Source organism: Varibaculum cambriense DSM 15806 (genome assembly GCF_000420065.1).
Lineage (GTDB): Bacteria > Actinomycetota > Actinomycetes > Actinomycetales > Actinomycetaceae > Varibaculum > Varibaculum cambriense.
This window is the reverse complement of record NZ_ATUF01000002.1, coordinates 515,915-535,196: the sequence shown is the minus strand read 5'-3', so window position 1 is coordinate 535,196 and position 19,282 is coordinate 515,915. Positions and strand designations below refer to the sequence as shown.

General features: G+C 53.5%; 15 protein-coding genes, 1 tRNA gene and 1 pseudogene. 11 read left to right on the top strand and 6 right to left on the bottom strand.

Annotated features, from left to right (window positions below):
• Window positions 1–138 precede the first annotated feature (138 nt).
• From F605_RS0102445 to ilvD, 3 genes are all read left to right on the top strand, one after another.
• A complete protein-coding gene (locus tag F605_RS0102445; protein ID WP_022864325.1) occupies window positions 139–1,194 on the top strand; it encodes a 3-isopropylmalate dehydrogenase in 1,056 nt (351 codons plus the stop codon).
• A gap of 100 nt (window positions 1,195–1,294) precedes the next feature.
• Complete coding sequence (locus F605_RS0102440; protein WP_022864324.1) at window positions 1,295–2,458, top strand: branched-chain amino acid aminotransferase; 1,164 nt, start codon at window positions 1,295–1,297, stop codon at window positions 2,456–2,458.
• 107 nt (window positions 2,459–2,565) lie between these two features.
• Window positions 2,566–4,437 (top strand): dihydroxy-acid dehydratase, encoded by a 1,872-nt coding sequence (gene ilvD, locus F605_RS0102435; RefSeq protein WP_022864323.1) that lies wholly within the window; start codon window positions 2,566–2,568, stop codon window positions 4,435–4,437.
• 296 nt (window positions 4,438–4,733) lie between these two features.
• Here ilvD and F605_RS0102430 read toward each other — a convergent pair whose 3' ends face one another.
• The 3 genes from F605_RS0102430 to F605_RS09415 are packed head-to-tail and all read right to left on the bottom strand — an operon-like array spanning window position 4,734 to window position 7,458.
• Window positions 4,734–5,228, bottom strand: coding sequence for a GtrA family protein (locus tag F605_RS0102430; RefSeq protein WP_022864322.1), 495 nt, complete (start codon window positions 5,226–5,228; stop codon window positions 4,734–4,736).
• The gene (locus F605_RS0102425; protein ID WP_022864321.1) at window positions 5,225–6,820 is read right to left on the bottom strand and encodes a xylulokinase; all 1,596 of its coding nucleotides are present in this window, start codon (window positions 6,818–6,820) and stop codon (window positions 5,225–5,227) included. The genes F605_RS0102430 and F605_RS0102425 overlap by 4 nt, the downstream gene beginning before the upstream one ends.
• A complete protein-coding gene (locus tag F605_RS09415) occupies window positions 6,820–7,458 on the bottom strand; it encodes a TetR/AcrR family transcriptional regulator (protein WP_022864320.1) in 639 nt (212 codons plus the stop codon). The genes F605_RS0102425 and F605_RS09415 overlap by 1 nt, the downstream gene beginning before the upstream one ends.
• A gap of 260 nt (window positions 7,459–7,718) precedes the next feature.
• Between F605_RS09415 and F605_RS0102415 the strand changes: the two genes are divergently transcribed.
• The 3 genes from F605_RS0102415 to F605_RS0102405 are packed head-to-tail and all read left to right on the top strand — an operon-like array spanning window position 7,719 to window position 11,688.
• Window positions 7,719–9,176, top strand: a complete 1,458-nt coding sequence (locus tag F605_RS0102415; RefSeq protein ID WP_022864319.1) for an aspartate aminotransferase family protein — start codon at window positions 7,719–7,721, stop codon at window positions 9,174–9,176.
• Window positions 9,173–10,219 (top strand): class II aldolase/adducin family protein, encoded by a 1,047-nt coding sequence (locus tag F605_RS0102410; protein ID WP_022864318.1) that lies wholly within the window; start codon window positions 9,173–9,175, stop codon window positions 10,217–10,219. The genes F605_RS0102415 and F605_RS0102410 overlap by 4 nt, the downstream gene beginning before the upstream one ends.
• 59 nt (window positions 10,220–10,278) lie before the next feature.
• Window positions 10,279–11,688: an aldehyde dehydrogenase family protein gene (locus F605_RS0102405; protein ID WP_022864317.1), complete on the top strand. Its 1,410-nt coding sequence runs from the start codon at window positions 10,279–10,281 to the stop codon at window positions 11,686–11,688.
• An 88-nt stretch (window positions 11,689–11,776) separates the two neighbouring features.
• Here F605_RS0102405 and F605_RS0102400 read toward each other — a convergent pair whose 3' ends face one another.
• Window positions 11,777–12,262: a beta-class carbonic anhydrase gene (locus F605_RS0102400; protein ID WP_022864316.1), complete on the bottom strand. Its 486-nt coding sequence runs from the start codon at window positions 12,260–12,262 to the stop codon at window positions 11,777–11,779.
• Between the two features lie 150 nt (window positions 12,263–12,412).
• Between F605_RS0102400 and F605_RS0102395 the strand changes: the two genes are divergently transcribed.
• Window positions 12,413–12,485 (top strand) — tRNA-Ala (locus F605_RS0102395).
• Between the two features lie 289 nt (window positions 12,486–12,774).
• Here F605_RS0102395 and F605_RS11595 read toward each other — a convergent pair.
• A pseudogene (locus F605_RS11595) lies at window positions 12,775–12,915 on the bottom strand (IS3-like element IS987 family transposase); the annotation flags it as partial.
• Between the two features lie 988 nt (window positions 12,916–13,903).
• Here F605_RS11595 and F605_RS0102385 point away from each other — a divergent pair.
• From F605_RS0102385 to F605_RS0102370, 4 genes are all read left to right on the top strand, one after another.
• Window positions 13,904–14,584: a GNAT family N-acetyltransferase gene (locus tag F605_RS0102385; protein ID WP_022864314.1), complete on the top strand. Its 681-nt coding sequence runs from the start codon at window positions 13,904–13,906 to the stop codon at window positions 14,582–14,584.
• A gap of 71 nt (window positions 14,585–14,655) precedes the next feature.
• Window positions 14,656–15,588: a restriction endonuclease gene (locus F605_RS0102380; RefSeq protein ID WP_022864313.1), complete on the top strand. Its 933-nt coding sequence runs from the start codon at window positions 14,656–14,658 to the stop codon at window positions 15,586–15,588.
• A gap of 170 nt (window positions 15,589–15,758) precedes the next feature.
• Window positions 15,759–16,256, top strand: a complete 498-nt coding sequence (locus tag F605_RS0102375; protein ID WP_022864312.1) for a PTS sugar transporter subunit IIA — start codon at window positions 15,759–15,761, stop codon at window positions 16,254–16,256.
• A 162-nt stretch (window positions 16,257–16,418) separates the two neighbouring features.
• The gene (locus F605_RS0102370) at window positions 16,419–18,032 is read left to right on the top strand and encodes a bacterial Ig-like domain-containing protein (RefSeq protein WP_022864311.1); all 1,614 of its coding nucleotides are present in this window, start codon (window positions 16,419–16,421) and stop codon (window positions 18,030–18,032) included.
• 348 nt (window positions 18,033–18,380) lie between these two features.
• Here the strand turns inward: F605_RS0102370 and F605_RS09410 are convergent, their stop codons facing one another.
• Complete coding sequence (locus F605_RS09410; protein ID WP_022864309.1) at window positions 18,381–19,202, bottom strand: alpha/beta hydrolase family protein; 822 nt, start codon at window positions 19,200–19,202, stop codon at window positions 18,381–18,383.
• Window positions 19,203–19,282: the final 80 nt, after the last annotated feature.

The window sequence follows — 19,282 nt, the reverse complement described above, 5'->3', positions numbered from 1 at the left end:
GTAGCTGCTGTTGTGGCCGGTTCCCGAAAAGATGTGAGAGGGGGCTTGAGCCGAGCGAAGCAAGGCTCACTGGGGTCCCCCGAACACTTTTCGGGAGCCGGTCAACGGTAGTAGCGCGGAGGAAGGTTAGTTACAACTATGGGTAATACCATTAAGCTCGCGGTTATTCCCGGGGACGGGATTGGCAAGGAGGTAGTTGCCGAAGGCCTAAAGGTCATGGACGCTGCCTTGGCTGGTAGCGGGATTACAGTCGATAAAACTGAATTCAACTTGGGGGCTGCTCGCTACCGGGAGACCGGAGAAATTCTGCCTGAGGCCGAGCTAGACAGCATTAAGAACCACGACGTGATTTTGCTGGGGGCGGTCGGAGATCCCGCGGTTCCCTCCGGGGTGCTAGAACGCGGCTTGCTGCTCAAGTTGCGTTTCAGTCTGGATCACTACGTTAATCTGCGCCCTGCCCACTACTACCGGGGAGTGCCTACTCCGCTGGCGAACCCGGGAGAGATTGATTTTGTAGTAGTTCGAGAGGGTACCGAGGGCTTGTACTGCGGTAACGGCGGAGCAATCCGGGTGGGTACCGACCAAGAGATCGCCACCGAAGTTTCCGTCAACACTGCTTTTGGGATCGAACGGGTGGTGCGCTTCGCGTTTGCCCAGGCTGCCAAGCGGCGTCAGCACGTAACTTTAGTGCATAAACACAATGTGCTGGTTCATGCCGGGCATCTATGGCGGCGAACGGTAGAACGGGTCGCGGAAGAATACCCGGAGGTTACCTGGGATTATGCGCATGTAGATGCCGCTACTATTTACCTGGTGCAAGACCCGGCACGATTTGACGTAATCGTCACCGATAACCTGTTTGGCGATATTTTGACTGACGAAGCAGGCGCGATTACTGGGGGAATTGGGCTGGCGGCCTCGGGAAATATCAATCCTGACCGCACCTTCCCCTCCATGTTTGAGCCGGTACATGGTTCGGCACCCGATATCGCCGGGAAGGGGATTGCGGATCCCACGGCCACGATTTCTTCAGTAGCGATGCTGCTAGAAAACGAGGGCGCTGGCCAGCAGGCAGACAATATCCGCGCCGCGATCGCTGCCGATATGGAGGAGCGCGCCCTCGCCGCCGAGCAAGGTCAGCCTTTGCAGCGCAGTACTAGCCAGATTGGGGATGCGATTGCTGCCCGCCTCTAAGGGGGGGCGAAAATCCGTACTCTGTTGAGAAAAACTGGTCACCCGGTGACCTTGAAAAAAATTTAAACCCCACAATAGGCTCCCCGGAGCCGGAAAGAACATGATGATGAGCGAGAATGGTTTAACCCATGTGCCTACCCAGTTAGAGGCGGCATCGCAAGTTCCATTGCCGAGCGCGGATGAGTTGGCGGGGCGTTTTGCTTTGCAGCCCAACCAGCATCCAGCCAGCGAGGAAGAATACCGCGAGATTATGGATTCTTTGTCTTTTGGCTCCAAGTTCGGCGACCACATGGCGGTTGCTGAATGGAAAGCCGGCGAAGGGTGGAGCGGACACCGCGTGCAAGCCTTCGAAAATCTCAGTCTCTCGCCGGGGGCGGTAGTGTTTCATTACGGCCAAGAAGTTTTCGAAGGGCTGAAAGCCTACCGCCATAAAGATGGCTCTATCTGGGCTTTTCGCCCTCGCTATAATGCTGCTCGCCTAAATGCTTCGGCGCGGCGTCTGGCGCTACCGGAAATCCCGGAAGAGGACTTTGCGGCTTCGGTAGTAGACCTGGTGCGTGCCGATAAACGTTGGGTACCAACCGCCCCCAATACTTCCCTCTACCTTCGCCCCTTCTTAATCGCAACTGAGCCTTACCTGGGGGTGCATTCTGCCAATGAAGCGAAATATCTGGTGATTGGTTCTCCTTCTGGTGCCTATTTCTCGGGAGGGGAAGCCAAAGGGGTGTCCATTTGGGTTGACCGCCACTACCATCGGGCCGGTCCAGGTGGTACCGGGGAAGCGAAATGCGGAGGCAACTATGCGGCCTCTTTGCTGCCCCAAAATATGGCGGCCGAGAAAGGCTATGAGCAGGTCTGTTTCTTGGATACCACCCACACCAACCTGGAAGAACTGGGTGGCATGAACGTGTTCGTGGTGCGTAGGGACGGTTCAGTGCACACCCCGCGTCTAACCGGAGTAATTCTCGAGGGCGGAACTCGCTCGGCGATCTGCCGGTTGCTGCGCGATAGCGGCACCCCGGTTTTCGAGCGTGATATCTCTCTAGAGTCGCTGGTAGATGATATTCGCTCGGGTGAAGTGAGTGAAGTATTCGCCTGCGGAACTGCCGCGGTAGTAACCCCGATTGGGCGGCTCGGCTCCGATGATTTCGAGGTGGAAGTGCCTTGCGGACCGGTTACCGCCAGTATTCATCAGCGCCTGGTAGACATCCAAAATGGGGAAGCTCCCGATCCTTACGGCTGGACGTACCAGCTTTGTGACTAGCTAGCGTTTAGGAGGGCGTGGGTTCTGCTGTTAGCAGCGGGGCTCGCGCCCTCGTCCTCGTAAGCCCATCACCCCGCCAACAATAGACAATATTTTTTAGGAGAAAAATGGCTTATCCACTTCGTTCAAGAACTTCCACTGCCGGCCGCAATATGGCAGGCGCCCGCTCGCTGTGGCGTGCCACCGGCATGAGTGACAGTGATTTTGGGAAACCGATTATTGCCATTGCCAACTCCTTTACCCAGTTTGTTCCTGGTCACGTACACCTAAACAAAGTGTCTCCGCTGGTGGCGCAGGCTATTAAAGCTGCGGGCGGGGTAGCGAAAGAGTTTAACACCATCGCCATTGATGACGGGATTGCCATGGGGCACCAGGGGATGCTCTATTCTTTGCCCAGTCGGGAAATCATCGCCGACAGCGTGGAATATATGGTGAATGCCCACTGCGCAGACGCCCTGGTTTGTATCTCTAACTGCGACAAGATCACTCCGGGAATGATGATTGCCGCTATGCGCCTCAACATTCCCACCGTGTTTGTCTCTGGCGGTCCCATGGAGGCCGGGCGAGGGATCGACCCCAATATGATTGTGGGGCCGTCCCAAAACGGGCACGGCAATCTGATTACGGTAATGAATGCCACTGCTGACCAGGAGATTTCTGATCAACAGCTGACCGAGATCGAAAAAGCGGTCTGCCCCACCTGTGGGTCTTGTTCGGGAATGTTCACCGCTAACTCGATGAACTGCCTGACGGAAGCGCTGGGGTTGGCGCTGCCCGGAAATGGTTCCACCCTGGCAACTCACGTTGCGCGCCGGGAACTATTTACCCAGGCAGGAAAGCTAATAGTGCAGCTATGCCAGCGTTATTATGACCAGGAGGAGGACGCGGTTTTGCCGCGGCAAATCGCATCGCGGGAGGCGTTCCTGAATGCCATGAGTCTAGATATGGCGATGGGGGGTTCCTCAAACACCGTGCTACACCTGCTGGCAGTTGCTCGCGAAGCCGGGGTGCGCTTTGATTTGGAAGATATTTCCCGACTGGGGCGCAGCGTGCCTTGTCTGTGCAAGGCGGCGCCTAACCACAATGATTACCATATGGAGGACGTGCATCGCGCCGGCGGGATTCCCGCACTGCTGGGAGAACTTGACCGCGCCGGGCTATTAAACCGTGAGGTCACCTCGATTCACGCGCCCTCGCTAGAAAAATGGCTAGCCGATTGGGACGTACGGGGTGGCTCTGCGACTGAACAGGCGGAAGAATTGTTTAAGGCAGCTCCTGGGGGAGTGCGTACTACCGAGCCATTCTCCACTGCTAACCAGTGGAAAGACCTGGATGCCGATACGGTCAGTGGTTGTATCCGCGATACCGCCCACGCCTATTCGGCCAACGGGGGATTGACGGTTTTGCGGGGGAATCTGGCAGAAAAAGGTGCCATTATTAAAGCCGCTGGAATCGATAGCGACCTGTACCATTTCCGCGGTAAAGCGATCGTGATGGAATCCCAAGAAGAGGCCATTGAGAAAATCCTAAATCACAGTGTTAAGCCTGGTCACGTAGTAGTGATTCGCTACGAAGGGCCGGCGGGCGGGCCGGGAATGCAAGAAATGCTCTACCCGACCTCCTTCCTAAAGGGGAGAGGATTGGGTAAAAAGTGCGCCCTAATCACCGATGGGCGGTTTTCGGGTGGTACTTCCGGGATTTCGGTGGGGCATATTTCTCCCGAGGCCGCTGATGGGGGGTTGATTGCCCTGATTGAGGACGGCGATGAAATCACTATCGATGTCAACACCGAATCCTTAACCCTAGAGGTGTCGGAAGCAGAACTGAATCGCCGTCGCCAGCAAATGGAACAGCGTCCCCATCCCTACACTCCGCGCAGCCGCAAACGCACAGTTTCTGACGCTCTGAAACTCTACGCTGCCTGCGCTTTAAGTGCCGACCAAGGCGGCGCCCGCGATGTAAGTCGGGTGACAGGTTAAAGTTCTGAATGCCAATAACCTCCGGTATTACTGAGCTGGCTGTCAAAAAGATGCGAATGGGGGCTTGAGTCGAGCGAAGCAAGACTCACCGGGGTCCCCAGAGCGCTTTTTGGCGGTCAGCGTCACGATACCAGCGTGCGTTTAGATAAGCAGTTTTGACGAGTAGTAACGGCTGAGTAGCTGAGCTGGGGGATGAAAAGATGCGAGAGGGGGCTTGAGCCGAGCGTAGCTAGGCTCACTGGGGTCCCCCGAGTGCTTTTCATCCCCCGGCGGTACCCAGCCCGGGTGTCGGCGAGCTACTTAAGTGCTAGGTCGTTGGTGTTTTCCGTGCCGCGGAACACTACCCACTTCCACCAGGCGAACTCGCCAATGAAGTTAAGAATCATGGTTACGCCCTTGATAATGAAATCGTTGACGCCGGCGTTGGCGGCCAGCGCCCCCAGCCACATAGTGACGGGAATAAAGAAGGCGTAGAAAACCGCAACTTTGGCCATTGCGATCGGAACGTTATTGGCGGACTTAAAGGTGTAACGCCGGTTGAGGGTGAAGTTATAGATCACCGACAAAGTAATGGAAATAAAGTGGGTCCAAGCGTAGGGCAGGGGAGTTAACCACTCTAAAAGGGAGAAGCTGGCGGCCTCCACCAACCCGGCGGAGATAGATAGCAAAGTGAACTTAAGGGCTTGAATGGCAGCTTCTTTACCCTTAGCGGCCTCGCCAGGCAGAGGTGCTTTTTGGGTAGCTGCGGGTTCGCCCTCGGTTTCCGAGGGAAGATTTCCTTCCGAGTTCATCGAATCGCCTCCAATTGCGCGAAAATCTTTTTATTTGCCGGATAAATATCTTTAAAAGCCGCGAACATTTGGTCGTAGCGGTCTTTGTGCTCAAGGTTCGGCTGATAGGAGGCGGTAACCGGTACTAGGGAAGACGCTTCCGCTAGTGAAGGGATTTCCCCTAGTCCGGCGGCTATCACCAGCGCGGCTCCTACCGCTCCTACATCTTGCGGATTGGCTACTGTGTCCACGGGTTTGCCGGTAATATCAGCCAGAATCTGGCAGGTAACCGGGCTGAGCGCCCCGCCGCCTACAAACCGCAGTCGGGGAGCGGTTTTAACTTTCTTTTCTTGGGTTTCCAGGAACCAGCGCACGTGATAACACACGCCCTCCGCCACTGCGCGTAGCAGCTCGGTTTTCCCAGTTTCTAAGCCAATCCCGATAAAGGCTCCCCGGGCATTGGGGTCTTCGAAGGGGCAGCGGTTGCCGTGCAGCCAAGGCGCAAATAGCACCCCACCGGCTCCCGCGGGTGCGGAGTCGATGACGGTTGACATGTATTCGTAGAGGGAATGGAACTCGCTTTCAGGATCATCCGCCACATCTCTTTGATCCAGGTAAATATGGATCTCATCTTTAGCAAGATGGTCGCGTACCCACTCCAGGCATTTTCCGGCGGTTTCCATCTCGGCGAAATAGTTATAGTTTCCGCTGATAGCTCCCACCACCGTGGCAATCATGGCGGAAGTGTCGATCGTGATCTTGTCGGTTACGGTTTCCACCCACCCGGAAGTACCCACATATACGTGGGTGTCGCCCTTCCTAGCGGCCCCCGCCCCTACCGGGATCAAGGAGGCATCCCCTCCTCCGGAAAAGACCGGCACCCCTGCTTTCAACCCGAGTTCGCGGGCTTGCTGAGGGCGAAGTTCCCCCACGATATCGGTAGAAGCCACGATGGGTGGCATCAGCTGCGGGTCTACCTTCAGCATCTTTAGCATTGCGGGGCTGAAACGCTTTTCTTTTGAGCGAATATCGTACAGCAACGTAGAAAATGCGCTGTCCTCACTCATAGTAAATTCGCCGGTCATCCGGGCAATGATCGCATCTTTAACGTCTAGCCATTTATGGGCTTTAGCGAGTTCTTCCGGCCGGTTTTCTTTCATCCAATGGTATTTCCAGACCGGATCTTTCGCCGAGGCGGACACTGCGCCGGTATGGTAGAGGCTGCGCAGCAGTTTCACCAGGTTAATCCCGGCTATCCGGGGAGCCTGGCCAGCAATTTTTCGCAGCTGGGAGCCGCCGCGCTGATCCATATAAGACATTGAAGGGTGTACCGGACGAGCCTCTTCGTCTAGCAGCACTAGAGACTGCATTTGGGAACAGAAGCTGATCCCCTGGATTTGCGCTAGTTCCGTCTCCGCCTGGGCTTTTATTTGTGCGGTAGCGCTAGCCATTGCTGCCCACCAGTCATCGGGGTTTTGTTCAATGCCGCCCCCGGGAACTACTTGCAGTCCGTAGCCTTCGCTGGCACTGGCCACCGGGCGTATCTGGTCGCTGACTTCAAATAAACAGGTTTTAACGCCGGTGGTTCCCACGTCGTAGGTTAAGCAATACATTAAGACCTCTTTTCTAGGGCCGACCAGAGGATTTCCGTCATCTGTTCGGCAAATTCGTTTGGTTCGGCCACTTGGTAAAGCTGGGCGCGTCCTTTGAAATAGGGGGTAGATAGCGAGTACTGCATCATTACCATGGCATTATCGACGGTGAAGGACAGGACTTCCGCAGGTAAATCCGTGCGGATGTCTCCCCGCTCTTGTCCCTGTTCAATCAGCTTTACCAGCCCAGATGCGGTATAGCTTTCCAATTCACGGGCGATATCAAGGGTTAACTCCCGATTCCCGATCGCGGTGATCTCGTGGTAAAGCTGCTGGTATTCCGGATATTCCTCACAAGCATTCACGGTGAGCAGCATCAGTTTACGGATTTTTTCCCGGCCGCTGATTTCTGCTTGTAGTATCTCGCCGATATCGGTTTCGATAAGCCCGGCTCCCAGGTGAATCACATAACGGAACAGATTTTCTTTGGTTTTAAAGTACTGAAACAGTGATCCTACGGAGATTTCGGCAGCTTTAGCGATCCGGTTGGTATTCGCGGCTTCGTAGCCCTTTTCTGCGAACTCACTGACGGCTGCGTCAATGATCCGCCTTGCTTTCTTAGGATCTAACTGCTGGAAGCGCTGCGTTGCCCATTCCATTTATGAATTCCTCTTTCCAGTGAGTGAGCTCTCACTTATCTGGCGTGATAGTAACACGTTTTCGCGTCTTTCAGACGTGTTTTCGGTTATTAGCTGAGGGATCGGGAGAATTGCTCTCGACAAAATAAGTTATTATCCCAGTTAAGAAGCGATTTGGAGGGGGTGGTTATGGGCGGCAATCATTGACAGTAACGCCCCCAAAGGTTAATCTAGGTCACGTTGTTGTGAGTAAGCGCTCACGTTGTCTAATGGGGGTCAAAATGGATATCAATCGTCCCGGAGCGCGGCAGGTAACGCGCGAGCTAGATGAGCTAATCAAACAACCTGTTTACTCGATTTCTTCTTCCGCTTTGCGTGAGTATGAGGACGAGTATTTTGCAAAAAAGTGCACCAAGTCCCGGACGATGATCCGGGAAGCGCAGGAGGTAATCCCGGGCGGGGTGCAGCATAATCTGGCATTTAATCATCCCTTCCCCCTGGTATTTACCGGCGCCAACGGCAATAAGTTGAGGGATCTGGATGGCAATGAGTATCTGGACTTCCTGCAGGCGGGCGGACCCACAGTTCTGGGGTCAAACCCCCCGCAGGTGCGGGAAAAAGTTATTGACTTACTCAATACTTGCGGCCCCTCCACCGGGCTTTTCCATGAATACGAGTACCGTCTGGGCGCGCTAGTGCGCGACCTGATTCCCTCTGTGGATATGTTCCGGGCTTTTGGATCCGGTACCGAAGCCTGTATGGCCTCAATTAGGGTGGCACGCCTAGCCACTAAGCATCGCCACGTCCTAAAAATGGGGGGTGCCTACCATGGCTGGTCAGATCAGCTCGCCTATGGGATCCGGATTCCAGGGTCAAAGTTTACCCAGGCCAGCGGGATTCCCCTGCGTTGTATGTCGCTGACTGACGAGTTTTTCCCCGGCGATCTCGAAGACTTGGAACGCAAACTAAAGCATAAGAAACTCACCGGTGGTACCGCCGCGATTATGATCGAGCCGATCGGGCCGGAGTCCGGTACTCGGCCGATTACTCAAGAATTTTTACGAGGCGCGCGGGCGCTGGCTAACAAATACGGAGCGCTACTTATTTTTGACGAAGTAGTGACCGCCTTCCGCATTTCTGAGCATGGGGCGCAGGGCTACTTTGGAGTAATGCCCGATCTGACTGTATTCGGCAAAGTAATCGCCGGTGGCTATCCCTCTGCGGGTGGCCTGGGAGGGCGCAAAGAATATATGCGCTACCTCGCCGCGGGGATTCAAACCGGAGATAAAGTTAAGAAAGCGCTGGTCGGGGGAACTATGACCGCGAATCCGCTGTCTTCGCTGGCCGGTTACTACACGATTAAAGAGATCGCCGAGACCTCAGCATGTGATCGCGCCGCCAAGATGGGGGATCGCTTAACCGATGGGCTGCGCGCCCTCATCAAGCAATATCGCCTGCCGTTTGTGGCGTTTAACCAGCGCAGCGTGTGTCACCTGGAGACCGTGGGGACTATGCATTTTGCGATCAACTGGAAGAAACCCTGGGAGATCCCGAACGTTTTGAAGGCGACCAGCCAGCGGAAGAAAGAAATGGAGCATATGGGCGCGGCCTATATGGCAGAAGGAATCGTGACTCTGGCAGGTTCCCGCCTTTACACCTCGGCTGCTTATAACGAAGAGGATATCGACCAGGCGCTTGCTGCCTTCGAGCGGGTATTCCAAAAGGTGGTAGAGCTGTGAACTGTGATGAAAATAAGAAGCGTGCCAAGCTAGTCGAGCTTTCGCATCAGCTGCTCTCCGATGGGCTAGTGGTGCGCACCTGGGGGAACTTTTCGGTACGCGGCAGCGGGGACGACTTTTTGATTACCCCCTCGGGACGCCGCTACGAAACCATGACTGAGGAGGAACTTCCTGTATGTACCGGACCTAAAGATTGGTCTGGCCCTTATAAACCTTCCTCTGAATACCCGATGCACGCCCTTACCTATCGCTTATTTCCGCAGGCGCGGTGGGTGATTCATACGCACCAGCCCTATGCGTCTGCGCTGTCGCTGGCGAAAAAAGATTTCCCGCTGGATGAAGAAGCACAAGCCGAATTGGGACAAGAGGTGCTGCCGGTGGCTCCCTATGGGTTGCCCTCGACGAAGAAGCTGCACCGCGGGGTGGAAGAAACCCTGCAGCGCACCGGGGCGCAGGTGATTTTGATGAAAGCCCATGGCGCCATGATCTGGGCAGAAAGTGCCGATCAGGCACGGCGGCTCGCAAATGCTTTGGAAAAGGTAGCCAAGGATTTATATCAGCGGGAGCTCTCCTGCTTGCCGCCTTTGCCTGCGCGTTCGCTTACTTCCCGGCGTGAAGGGGAGGGTGACGCCCTAGTTTGGGTTGATGAGCAAGGCCGTCCCACCACCCCGGACGCTGCTACGCAGGCGAATCACTTGCGGATTTATCGACAGCGCCCCGATGTTGGCGCTATTATTACCTGCCACCACGCGCAGGTGGCGGACTTTTTTGGAGGAAAACTACCTGCCTACCTGGATGATTTTGCGCAGATTATCGGCCTGAAAGCTGATGGAACCACCCGAGGGAATGCGGTACTGACCAACACGGCGGCCTATTGCCTCGGCGCGGATCTGGATGCTGCTCACAGTGCGCAGATAGTGCTAGAGAAAAACGCCTTAGCGGCGCGTTACGCCCGTGTTTGCGGGGCAAAGCCGTTAAAAAAGGCGGAAGCACTGTTAATGCGGGAAATCTATCGTCGTAAATATTCAAAACAGGCTAGTTGATAGCAAAATAATAGGGAACCGGATAGGAAGAAGGTGCTCGCCGGTAGAGAGGGACAGGCATGAGTAGTTCGCAAGGGCAAGCTATTAGGCAGGCGGTAGAGGAGGCTCGTAGCTGTTTTAACCGCGGAACTACGATTCCGATAGCAGGACGGCAGAAAAATCTCACTGCCCTGTTACGGGAAATAGAAAAATCGCAAGCAGAGATCTATCGCGCCCTCAAGCATGACTTAAATAAAAGTCGCGCCGAAGCCTATATGAGCGAAATTTCCCTGGTGAAAGCGGAAATAAAACATTTACGGCGTCGCCTACCTTGGCTGGCTCTGCCTCGCCCAAAAATACCTGCCCTTTCCCAACTGCCCGGGTGGCTGCAGGTGCAACGCGAACCCTACGGGGTGGTGTTGGTGATGAGTCCGTGGAACTATCCTTTTCAACTCACTATGGAACCCATTGCTGCCGCTATCGCCGGCGGAAATACGGTGGTAGTCAAGCCCTCTGCCTATACCCCGCATACCTGTGAGGTGATTGAAAAAATCTTGCGCCGCGCCCTCCCGCCCGGAATGGCGAGCGTTATCCGTGGGGGACGCGCCGAAAATACCGCCCTGTTAGAGCAGCGCTTTGACCATATTTTCTTTACCGGCTCCCCGGCGGTAGGACGCGTAGTAATGGAAGCCGCGTCCCGCTACTTGACCCCAGTAACTTTGGAACTGGGCGGAAAATCTCCTTGTTTTGTGGATCGTACCGCCAATATCGAAAAAGCGGCACGCAGAATTCTTTTTGGAAAACTGCTTAACGCAGGGCAAACATGCGTCAGTGTCGATTATGTTTATGTACACGAGGACGTGCGAGCGCAGCTAATTGCGGCTTTGCAGGCGGGAATCGCCCAGGTTTTCCCCACTGAGCAATACCGAAAATCTGCGTTTGTAAAAATCATTTCTCCCAAACATTTTTCCCGCCTGTCGGGGCTGCTCGCGGGACAAAGACTGCTGGGCTCGAATGGAGGAGGCCGAGCGGAAGATTTTCTTGACCGGCAAACCCAGCAAATCAAACCGGTGATTGTGGACAATCCTTCCTGGGATTCTCCGGTGATGTCGGAAGAAATTTTTGGCCCGATTTTGCCGGTTCTTACCTTTACGGATCTGGAAGCAACTTTGGCGGACTATGAAGAGCGAGAACATCCACTGGCTCTATATATCTTTACGAAAGATCGGAGCTTTGCCCGGCAAGTGATGAGTAAAGTGAACGCCGGGGGAGTATGTATCAATGACACTTTGCTCCATATGAGCTCTTCGAAGGCACCTTTTGGGGGCGTAGGTAACTCGGGGATGGGAAATTATCACGGAGACTGGTCGTTTAAGGCCATGACCCGGGAACAAACGGTTCTCCGTAAATCATGGCTTTTTGATATTCCGGTGCGCCACCACCCCTATGGAGAGAGATCTTTTAAAATCCTGCGTTCCCTGTTGCGTTAGCACCTAGAGGGCGGCGGAGCAAAGTAACGCTACTCTTTCAGTGTTGCAACAGGTATTAATGGCAAGGTACGGGAACTGCTGTTCCGGTCTAGAGGCTTACTTCCTCTAGACGCGCAGTCTTTACGTCGAGGACGAATCCGCGGACAGTGCCGCCCACGAATGGGCTGTCTAGCAGTTTTTTCATGTCGTTTCTAACTGATTCGCGCACGTCCTTGAAGCCTCCGGGCCTCCAAGTGGGACGCTGTCCAGTGTCTTTTTCTAGTTCGGCGAGAAATTCTTCATCATCGGTCTTTGACATTCCGCAGTCGGTGTGTTGGATCAGCATTACATACTCTGTTCCCAGGCTGCGTTGTGACGCGGTGAGGGTGCGGATGGTGTCCTGGGTGACCAAGCCACCGGCATTGCGGATCACGTGGATTTGTCCGGGTTCTACCCCCAACATGGTTTCCACATCAATCCGGCAATCCATGCAGGTTACTACCGCGACTTTCATTTCGGGTAGATGGGGAGCTTCCCCGGGAAACTTCGCGGCGTAGGCGGTTTCGTTTTCTAGTAACTGTTCGATGGGGTCCATGGTCGCTCCTGTTTTTCTGACGGTTAGTTAAATGGTAATAAATCTGCCTGTTTGGCGGGGTATAACCGAGTGATTTTTCTTGAGCGCAATCCCACAGCCTCATAGTTTGCAAATTTGCCCGTTACCCGCTTAGGCTTTTGAGAGTACCTAGGGGCTATGGCGCAGTTGGTAGCGCGTCTCGTTCGCAATGAGAAGGTCAGGGGTTCGAATCCCCTTAGCTCCACTGAAGGGACGCTCATTTTGATACAAAGTGGGCGTCCTTTTGTATGCCCGAAATCTGAACGCAAAGACAGGTCAGAGAGGATTTGTTTTCGTCTGGTCTGTTGGGCGGTGCCTGCAGGTAGGGGAGTAGGGCAGCCGAATTTCGGGTACTCGTGCTGCCTGGTGCGTGCCCGCAGGTCTGTCTTGGACATGCGGAAGGACTGCTTGACGTACCACAGGTCGTGGCAGGAACTGATCACCTCCCGACTTGCACAGTTTTTGTGTGTCATTTCGCCAGAGCATTGAGGATGTGACGCCAACTTTAAAATTTCATTCGTGCGCCGCAGCTCCGCGTTCTCCTGACGCAAACGCTTGAGTTTGGCGCTTTCCTCAGTGGAAACCGGAGGACGGACTCCGGCATCCACACGCGCTCGCATCACCCAGCGCCGAAGAGGTTCCCGCGACGTCCCCAACTTCATCGCGGTATCGGCGATCACGCGGGTTTCAGAAACTCCCAGATTATCCCGCAGACGATCCTCAACAAGCCTTACAGCCCGCTCCCCAAAAACTTTTATATAGTTCCTTGGCATGCGAAATCCTCTCACAAAAACCTCGGAACAAAACCCGGGATGCTTCAACGCCGAATCCTTACTGTGCGGGGGAACCTTGTGAGATACTGAATTATGGCTATCGCTGAATGGATTGTGCTCGCGGTTCTCGTGCTAGTTGGATTTGCCATTTGGTGGCATTTCTCTCTGCGAAGGAGAATTGACAAGAGAGTGCATGAAGCTTCGCCCGAAGAGCGTGAAGCTTTGATGAAAGTTCAACGAGATATTGATCGTGGCAAGGCGGCGAGCCAGGGATTCTTCTTCTAGGTACCGTAGGCTGCGACTCGTCTACAAGGAATGTCTGATGACTGGGCTTGGCCAGGATCGCGCTAACCAGAGACCTGTGGCAGCCAAATTAGTTGATCCGTCTGTGTGAGTATTCGGTAGTCACGATAGGGCGCCCAACGCATGAACTTTGGGTTCGGACATGAGAGTTCTTCTCGGAGGTCTCTTGATACCCTAGTCTGCGCTCTGTGGGGCTACTCGTTCGAGAACGAGATCCGGGTCAATGCCGGACGCACTCACTTCGATGAGTCTTTCACCACCCTCTCAGCACAATTGAATCGAGTAGTTCTTAGTGAGTGCTGGGATCTGTGCAGAGTATGAAGAAATCCAGAACATAAGAATAGACCTGCAAAGAGACCCCATAGGAGTTCTTGAAGGAGCGATTGCAACTATGGGAAGAATTGGGTCTATCCCGGAAGAAATCTCGCAACGGTATCAAAAGTACATAGACCTGGAAATCTTACAACCCTAAACCTAGAGTCAACAAGATAACCTGCGAACTATCACCAGAAATAATCCTAACTAGCTTTTGGGCTAGGGTTGAGGGGTGCAAATCGAATATCAAAACCACCTGGAGCCGGGTCAGGGAGAAATCCTGGTTCATGAACTTTTGGAACAGGCTTTTGGCCCTGAAGAACTCGGGGAGCCGCAAGATTTAATCACTCAGCTGCAGGCTGGGCAGTTTCAGACTTTTTCTGCTTGGGAGGGGACGCGCCCGCTAGGGGCAGCGATATCCTGGCCGGCGACCAGGGAAGTCACTTTGTTGAGTTGGCTGGCAGTCAGTCCCCGCACTCGCGGACATGGCGTGGGATCCAGCCTTTTCCGCCAGGCGATTTCCGCTCTGGAGACAAGCACTCATCCCCTTTTGATTTTAGGAGAGATTGAGGACCCCACCAGCCACTCCGCCTCGGAAGATCACGGTGATCCGCAACGGCGTTGGGCTTTTTACCAGCGCCTGGGAGCCAAACGCCTGGACTTTCCTTTCATAATGCCGCGCCTTAGCTCAAACGTGCCAATAGGGCAGGATATGTGGCTTATCAGTTTCGGAGGGCGCGCTCACGCGGGAATCGACGCTAGTACTGGTAGTCTTGCGGGGCAAGGCTTGGGTCGTCCTCTAGAAAAATTCTTGAATAACTACCTAGAAGACAGTGGGGAAGTGCGGAACGCAGACGGAAAATACCGCGCCGAGATCGAACAAATGCTGACCGTCGCCGCCAAGCTGGATTAATCCCCCCCCCCCTAAAGCAAAAGCCGGATAAGATCGACTTGAGAGCAGAAGATAACCAGGTAGGCGAAGAAATGAGCATAGAAAACACCCCAACTATTTACCAATTTAGGCCCGTGGTTCTTCGAGTTCTGCGAGACGGTCAGGTGCGACACGTCCGCGAAATCTGCAAACTTGTTGCCGACTCGATGGGGTTAAGCAAGCAGCTGCGTCAAGAGCTTATCCCCTCCGGTAAACCGCGTTATCAACACCGTATTAACTGGGCATGCTTTGGTCTTTTTCATGCGGGTCTGATAACCCGACCTCGCCGGGGACATTGCCAGATTACCGATGCTGGACTCCAGGTTGCAGAGCGTAATCTTTCCATCTATACCGATAAAGACATGCTCGAATGGGAAGTATGGGCGAAATATCAGGAAGAGATTGCTCAGCGCAAGCCGAAAAGTGGCGAGGCGGAAGCAACGACTGACCCTAGCAGCAATCCGATTGAAGTGATGAGTAATGCCGAGCGCGATTTTAATGCGCAAGTAGAAACTGAACTCCGCAAATATCTGCAAGATTCCTCGCCAGAGTTTTTCGAGAAAGCGGTCATCGATTTGTTATGGGCTATGGGATACGGAGGTGACTACGGGGGTAAACAGCATGTGGGTCGCTCTGGTGACGGAGGTATCGACGGGATTATTCGCCAGGATGCATTGGGGTTAACCAATATCTATATCCAGGCAAAACGTTATGCAGATACCAATAAAGTTGGAGATCCGGAGATCCGTAATTTCATAGGTTCCTTGGATTCACGTGGCGCCAACCTAGGAGTGTTTATCACTACCTCGGACTTCCAACCCCGCGCAGTCACTACTGCAAAAAATTACCGACACGGCAAAATCATCTTGATTAACGGAATTAAACTCACCGAGCTGATGCTTAGTTATGGAGTGGCGGTTCACCAAGCAAAGCAGTTCACGCTTTACAGCATTGATGAAGATTTCTTCGAAGAATCGATTGCTTGAGGACGGTGAACCATGCTTCGTTTTAGACGGCGAGGCGGCGTAGCAGTTTTCAATGACCGCGGGTATCGCCCGTCGCCCTCTGGAAAACAACACATTTTCCTGGAGGATGTGGGCGGGCTAGGCTGGTTTGTAAAGAAAGCTAGTTTTCCTTTTTGGGATAGGGGTGAAGCATGGAGGAACAGACCGTGCAAGTGGGTGCGCCGATTCCCGGGCGTATCGTGAGCTTGCGGCAGGTACCGGATTTGGTGTTCTCCGGCATGATTGTGGGGGCGGGAGTAGCCTTGCGCCCGCTGCCGGGATCGAAAGAAGTAACTGCAGTAGCTCCCATTTCGGGGCGCTTAGTTAAGCTGTTTCCCCACGCCTTTATGATTACCAGCAGAGAACAAACGGTATTGGTGCATTTAGGGATTGACACCGTGAAGATGCGGGGGGACGGTTTTACCTGCCACGCCCTCGAAAATGAAATGGTTAAAGCCGGAGAGCCCATTACTACTTTCTCGGTTAAACAAATTGAAAAGGCGCGCTACTCGCCGTTATGCCCGGTGGTGGTATTGGATTCCACCCCCTCTGAACTGGAAAATCTCCGTCCGGAAGGTAATCAGGTCGAAGTCGGGGATTTGCTGTTTGAAATCAGTGCCGCCCCTACCGGCGATCCCAGCGAGTGGTGACCCCTGCACCCTAGTTTTCGAAGATGATTAACCGCGCCGAGTACCGCTTGTATTCAATGACTTTAATTACTTAACCAGCTTTTAACTGCGACTAGCCGTTATCATTAAAGGGTGTAAACCGATTTTAATTTTACACCGACGAAGAATTTGAGTGGAGAGAAAATGTCGAAAACTATGGAAAGAGTGGTCAGTTTCCTGCTGGCTCCGCTGCTATTAGTGGGGATGGGGTTACTGGCTGTCACGCAACTGCCAAGTGCTCACGCCGAAGATAGTAACTCCGAGAAAACGATGCGGATTGAAATCCTACCGGAAATATTTCTCAAACCCGGCAGCAAGGAATTATTCTCCAAACCAGAGGAAACTGTCGGAGTGAAACGCACGATGGACGTATATGGCGGAGCCCCTACAGGACAGGTTTTGGAAGCTTGGAAGAAAGTTGCCTTCCAGGTTTTTGACGGCGAGGGCAATCTGATTGAGACCACCACCGGTACGGTTGGAGATCAGAATCGTTGGAGTGCAGGTAAATACCTGGGACCATATAAGCAGGGTGAAGCCTATACCGTAAAGGTGGATCCCTCCACGTTGCCGGATGGGTATCACTCGTGGTTCACAGCCCTAAGTTCTGGGTATCCGGAGGCTAGAGGCGGAAAAACTGACCTGATGACGGTAAGCAAAGACTCCCAGTCCGCAACTAATGCCGCGACCAACTCTAACCCGATTGCGGAAACCCGCTTCCACATGGACTATGTAAACATTGCCTATACGAAGACCCCAGAAGTCGCTAAAGATCTTTTCAGCTTAGATGCTGAGGGCAAAGTGACCGGTCTTAATCCGAAATATAAGGCCGGCAGCGACTATGTGCTCAAGCCCATCGATAAAGATTGCAAGGTGGTATTACCTACCTCGGCAGAGACCGATAAGCTCGCTGCCGAAGGATATAAGCCTGGAAAGTACTATTTCTATTACGGAAAAAAGCCGTTTCCGGTTTCCGCGGTGAAATGCTATGAGGGTTTTGGGTATCTAAAAAAATGGAAAGGCGACGACCAGGTAAACACTAACACCAAATTTAAAACTTCCAGCGTCTTCACCGTGATGTTGGATCAAAAGATCCCGGAAGTTACCTTCTATAAGGGCGCGCCTGAGGAAGGTCAAGAGCCTGAAGTGCTGGCTACCCAGAAGGTTTATTACCGCCACTCTCTTGGCACTAACTGTCTAAGTGACGGAAAGACTTGTCTGCCGAAGCAGCTCCCGGCGGCTCCCGCAGCTCCCGCGGGGCAGGTTTTCAAAGAATGGAATACCAAGGCGGATGGCAGCGGGCAAGCCTTTAACGCTGACACCGTAGTTATGTCGAATATGGCGGTCTACCCCGTGTACCGCCCGAACACCCCGCCGGTATTAGAGGTTAAAGACGCCACTATTACCGCTGGCGATAAACTTGATCTCCGTTCGCTGATTACTAAGGCGTTCGATGAAGAGGACGGAGCTGACCTCGCCGGAAAGGTAGTGATTGCAAAAGGGAACTTCGATCCGACTAAACCGGGTACTTACGAGGTTAAGTTCACCTTGACCGATATGAACGGGGAAAGCGTATCTGCCACCGCGAAGGTTACGGTGAAAGAAGCAGCTAAAACTAAAACTCCGCAGCCTGACTCGAAAGTGAAGCAGCAGATGCCACCAACCGGAGCTGCTGGGATTAGTGCTTTAGGGATTGCTATGGTTTGCCTCTTAGTGGGTATTGCCGCCACTGCCGGAGCCCGCGTAAGCCGGAAAAGGTAGACTCTAGGCTCGCGCCGCCGCTAGACTCCTCCCTCTGGGCGCGGAGTCTGGGGCGCAGAACCGGGTAGACAGAGAGTGGGGGGCGGATTCCTTTGGAATCCGCCCCCCACTTTTGTTCCCCATCTCAAGCAAATAAGGAGATATCGATACGCTCAATCCTTATTGCTGGTCTTAACTCTAAGATACGTTCCTGGAAGGGAATATAAATGAACCTGGAAGTATCCTCTACGTTTGGTAAAGGTTGCACTTCACAACGGTTTCTGAAGATTCGCTTTATTTTTCCCAAGAAGTTCCTGAAGGTTAAAATCCCAGGTAGGGGCAATATAATGTAAGTTATTGTTCGTAAACCTAGTTGCTGGCAGGGGGAACTAGGCGGCTAACCCAAGCGACTACCTGGTCACGTAGAAAATCTACTTTTTCCGCATTCGGGAAGTTCCCGTCAGGCTTGCGATAGTTGGTAGGCAATTGCCCGTATAGGCTGAGCTTTTCTAAGAACAGCAATTCACAATTGGGAGGCAGTAACGCCTGGGGATCTTCGAGCAGGGGTGCAAACCACTGGGAAGCCAAGGTTTGGGGATCAACTACAAATAAAGCTGGTAACGCAATATCGTGCAGTAACTTCTCGGTATCAACCATGGTTAGTTCCCCCAGGGTGCGCTTACCGATCACAAAATAGGGTCGCGAAGCCCCCTGGTCGTTGGGGATTCGCGTATGTCCCACCCGCTCCAATTCGGCTAGCTGGGAGGAAGAAAACACGTCCTCCCATGGGACCTCGGCAGAGCCTAGAATCGGCGCAGTTAACACTAGCGCCTGCACCTTATCGGGTACGGCGCGCAAAGCCACCAATACCCCCGATCCATCTGCGTGCAGCACCTGTTGGTCAAATCCGCGTTCAGAAAGCCAGCCGCAAGCTGCTTTGAGATCTTCTATCTGATTTTCCAAGCTGATCACGTCATCGGCGCTGTTTCCGCAACCCGAAAAATCTAATTGCAAGGTGCTATATCCAGCAGCGCGATAGGATTTTGCGAAAGCATCAAACCATCCTAAACCGTGCCGATCCAGTAAAAATGAGTGCGCGAAAATCACGGCGCGATTACTGGCGTCCACTGGAATTACAAAGTCGGCCGCCAAAGTTACCCCGCGAGAAGTGGGGATTCTGATTTCACTCATATATCCACCGTAAACGGTGAGGCATAAAATATGTTGTGAAAAAATACAAAAAATACTTAAGGAAAGCTTCTAATCTTTCC

Bases quoted from the DNA above. Each gene is read 5' to 3' on its own strand.
- F605_RS0102440 (WP_022864324.1), top strand. From the start codon at position 1,295: ATGATGATGAGCGAGAATGGTTTAACCCATGTGCCTACCCAGTTAGAG.
- F605_RS0102380 (WP_022864313.1), top strand. From the start codon at position 14,656: ATGAGCATAGAAAACACCCCAACTATTTACCAATTTAGGCCCGTGGTT.
- F605_RS09415 (WP_022864320.1), bottom strand. From the start codon at position 7,458: ATGGAATGGGCAACGCAGCGCTTCCAGCAGTTAGATCCTAAGAAAGCA.
- F605_RS0102430 (WP_022864322.1), bottom strand. From the start codon at position 5,228: ATGAACTCGGAAGGAAATCTTCCCTCGGAAACCGAGGGCGAACCCGCA.
- F605_RS0102375 (WP_022864312.1), top strand. From the start codon at position 15,759: ATGGAGGAACAGACCGTGCAAGTGGGTGCGCCGATTCCCGGGCGTATC.
- F605_RS0102405 (WP_022864317.1), top strand. From the start codon at position 10,279: ATGAGTAGTTCGCAAGGGCAAGCTATTAGGCAGGCGGTAGAGGAGGCT.
- F605_RS0102425 (WP_022864321.1), bottom strand. From the start codon at position 6,820: ATGTATTGCTTAACCTACGACGTGGGAACCACCGGCGTTAAAACCTGT.
- F605_RS0102445 (WP_022864325.1), top strand. From the start codon at position 139: ATGGGTAATACCATTAAGCTCGCGGTTATTCCCGGGGACGGGATTGGC.
- F605_RS0102415 (WP_022864319.1), top strand. From the start codon at position 7,719: ATGGATATCAATCGTCCCGGAGCGCGGCAGGTAACGCGCGAGCTAGAT.
- F605_RS0102370 (WP_022864311.1), top strand. From the start codon at position 16,419: ATGTCGAAAACTATGGAAAGAGTGGTCAGTTTCCTGCTGGCTCCGCTG.
- F605_RS09410 (WP_022864309.1), bottom strand. From the start codon at position 19,202: ATGAGTGAAATCAGAATCCCCACTTCTCGCGGGGTAACTTTGGCGGCC.
- ilvD (WP_022864323.1), top strand. From the start codon at position 2,566: ATGGCTTATCCACTTCGTTCAAGAACTTCCACTGCCGGCCGCAATATG.
- F605_RS0102400 (WP_022864316.1), bottom strand. From the start codon at position 12,262: ATGGACCCCATCGAACAGTTACTAGAAAACGAAACCGCCTACGCCGCG.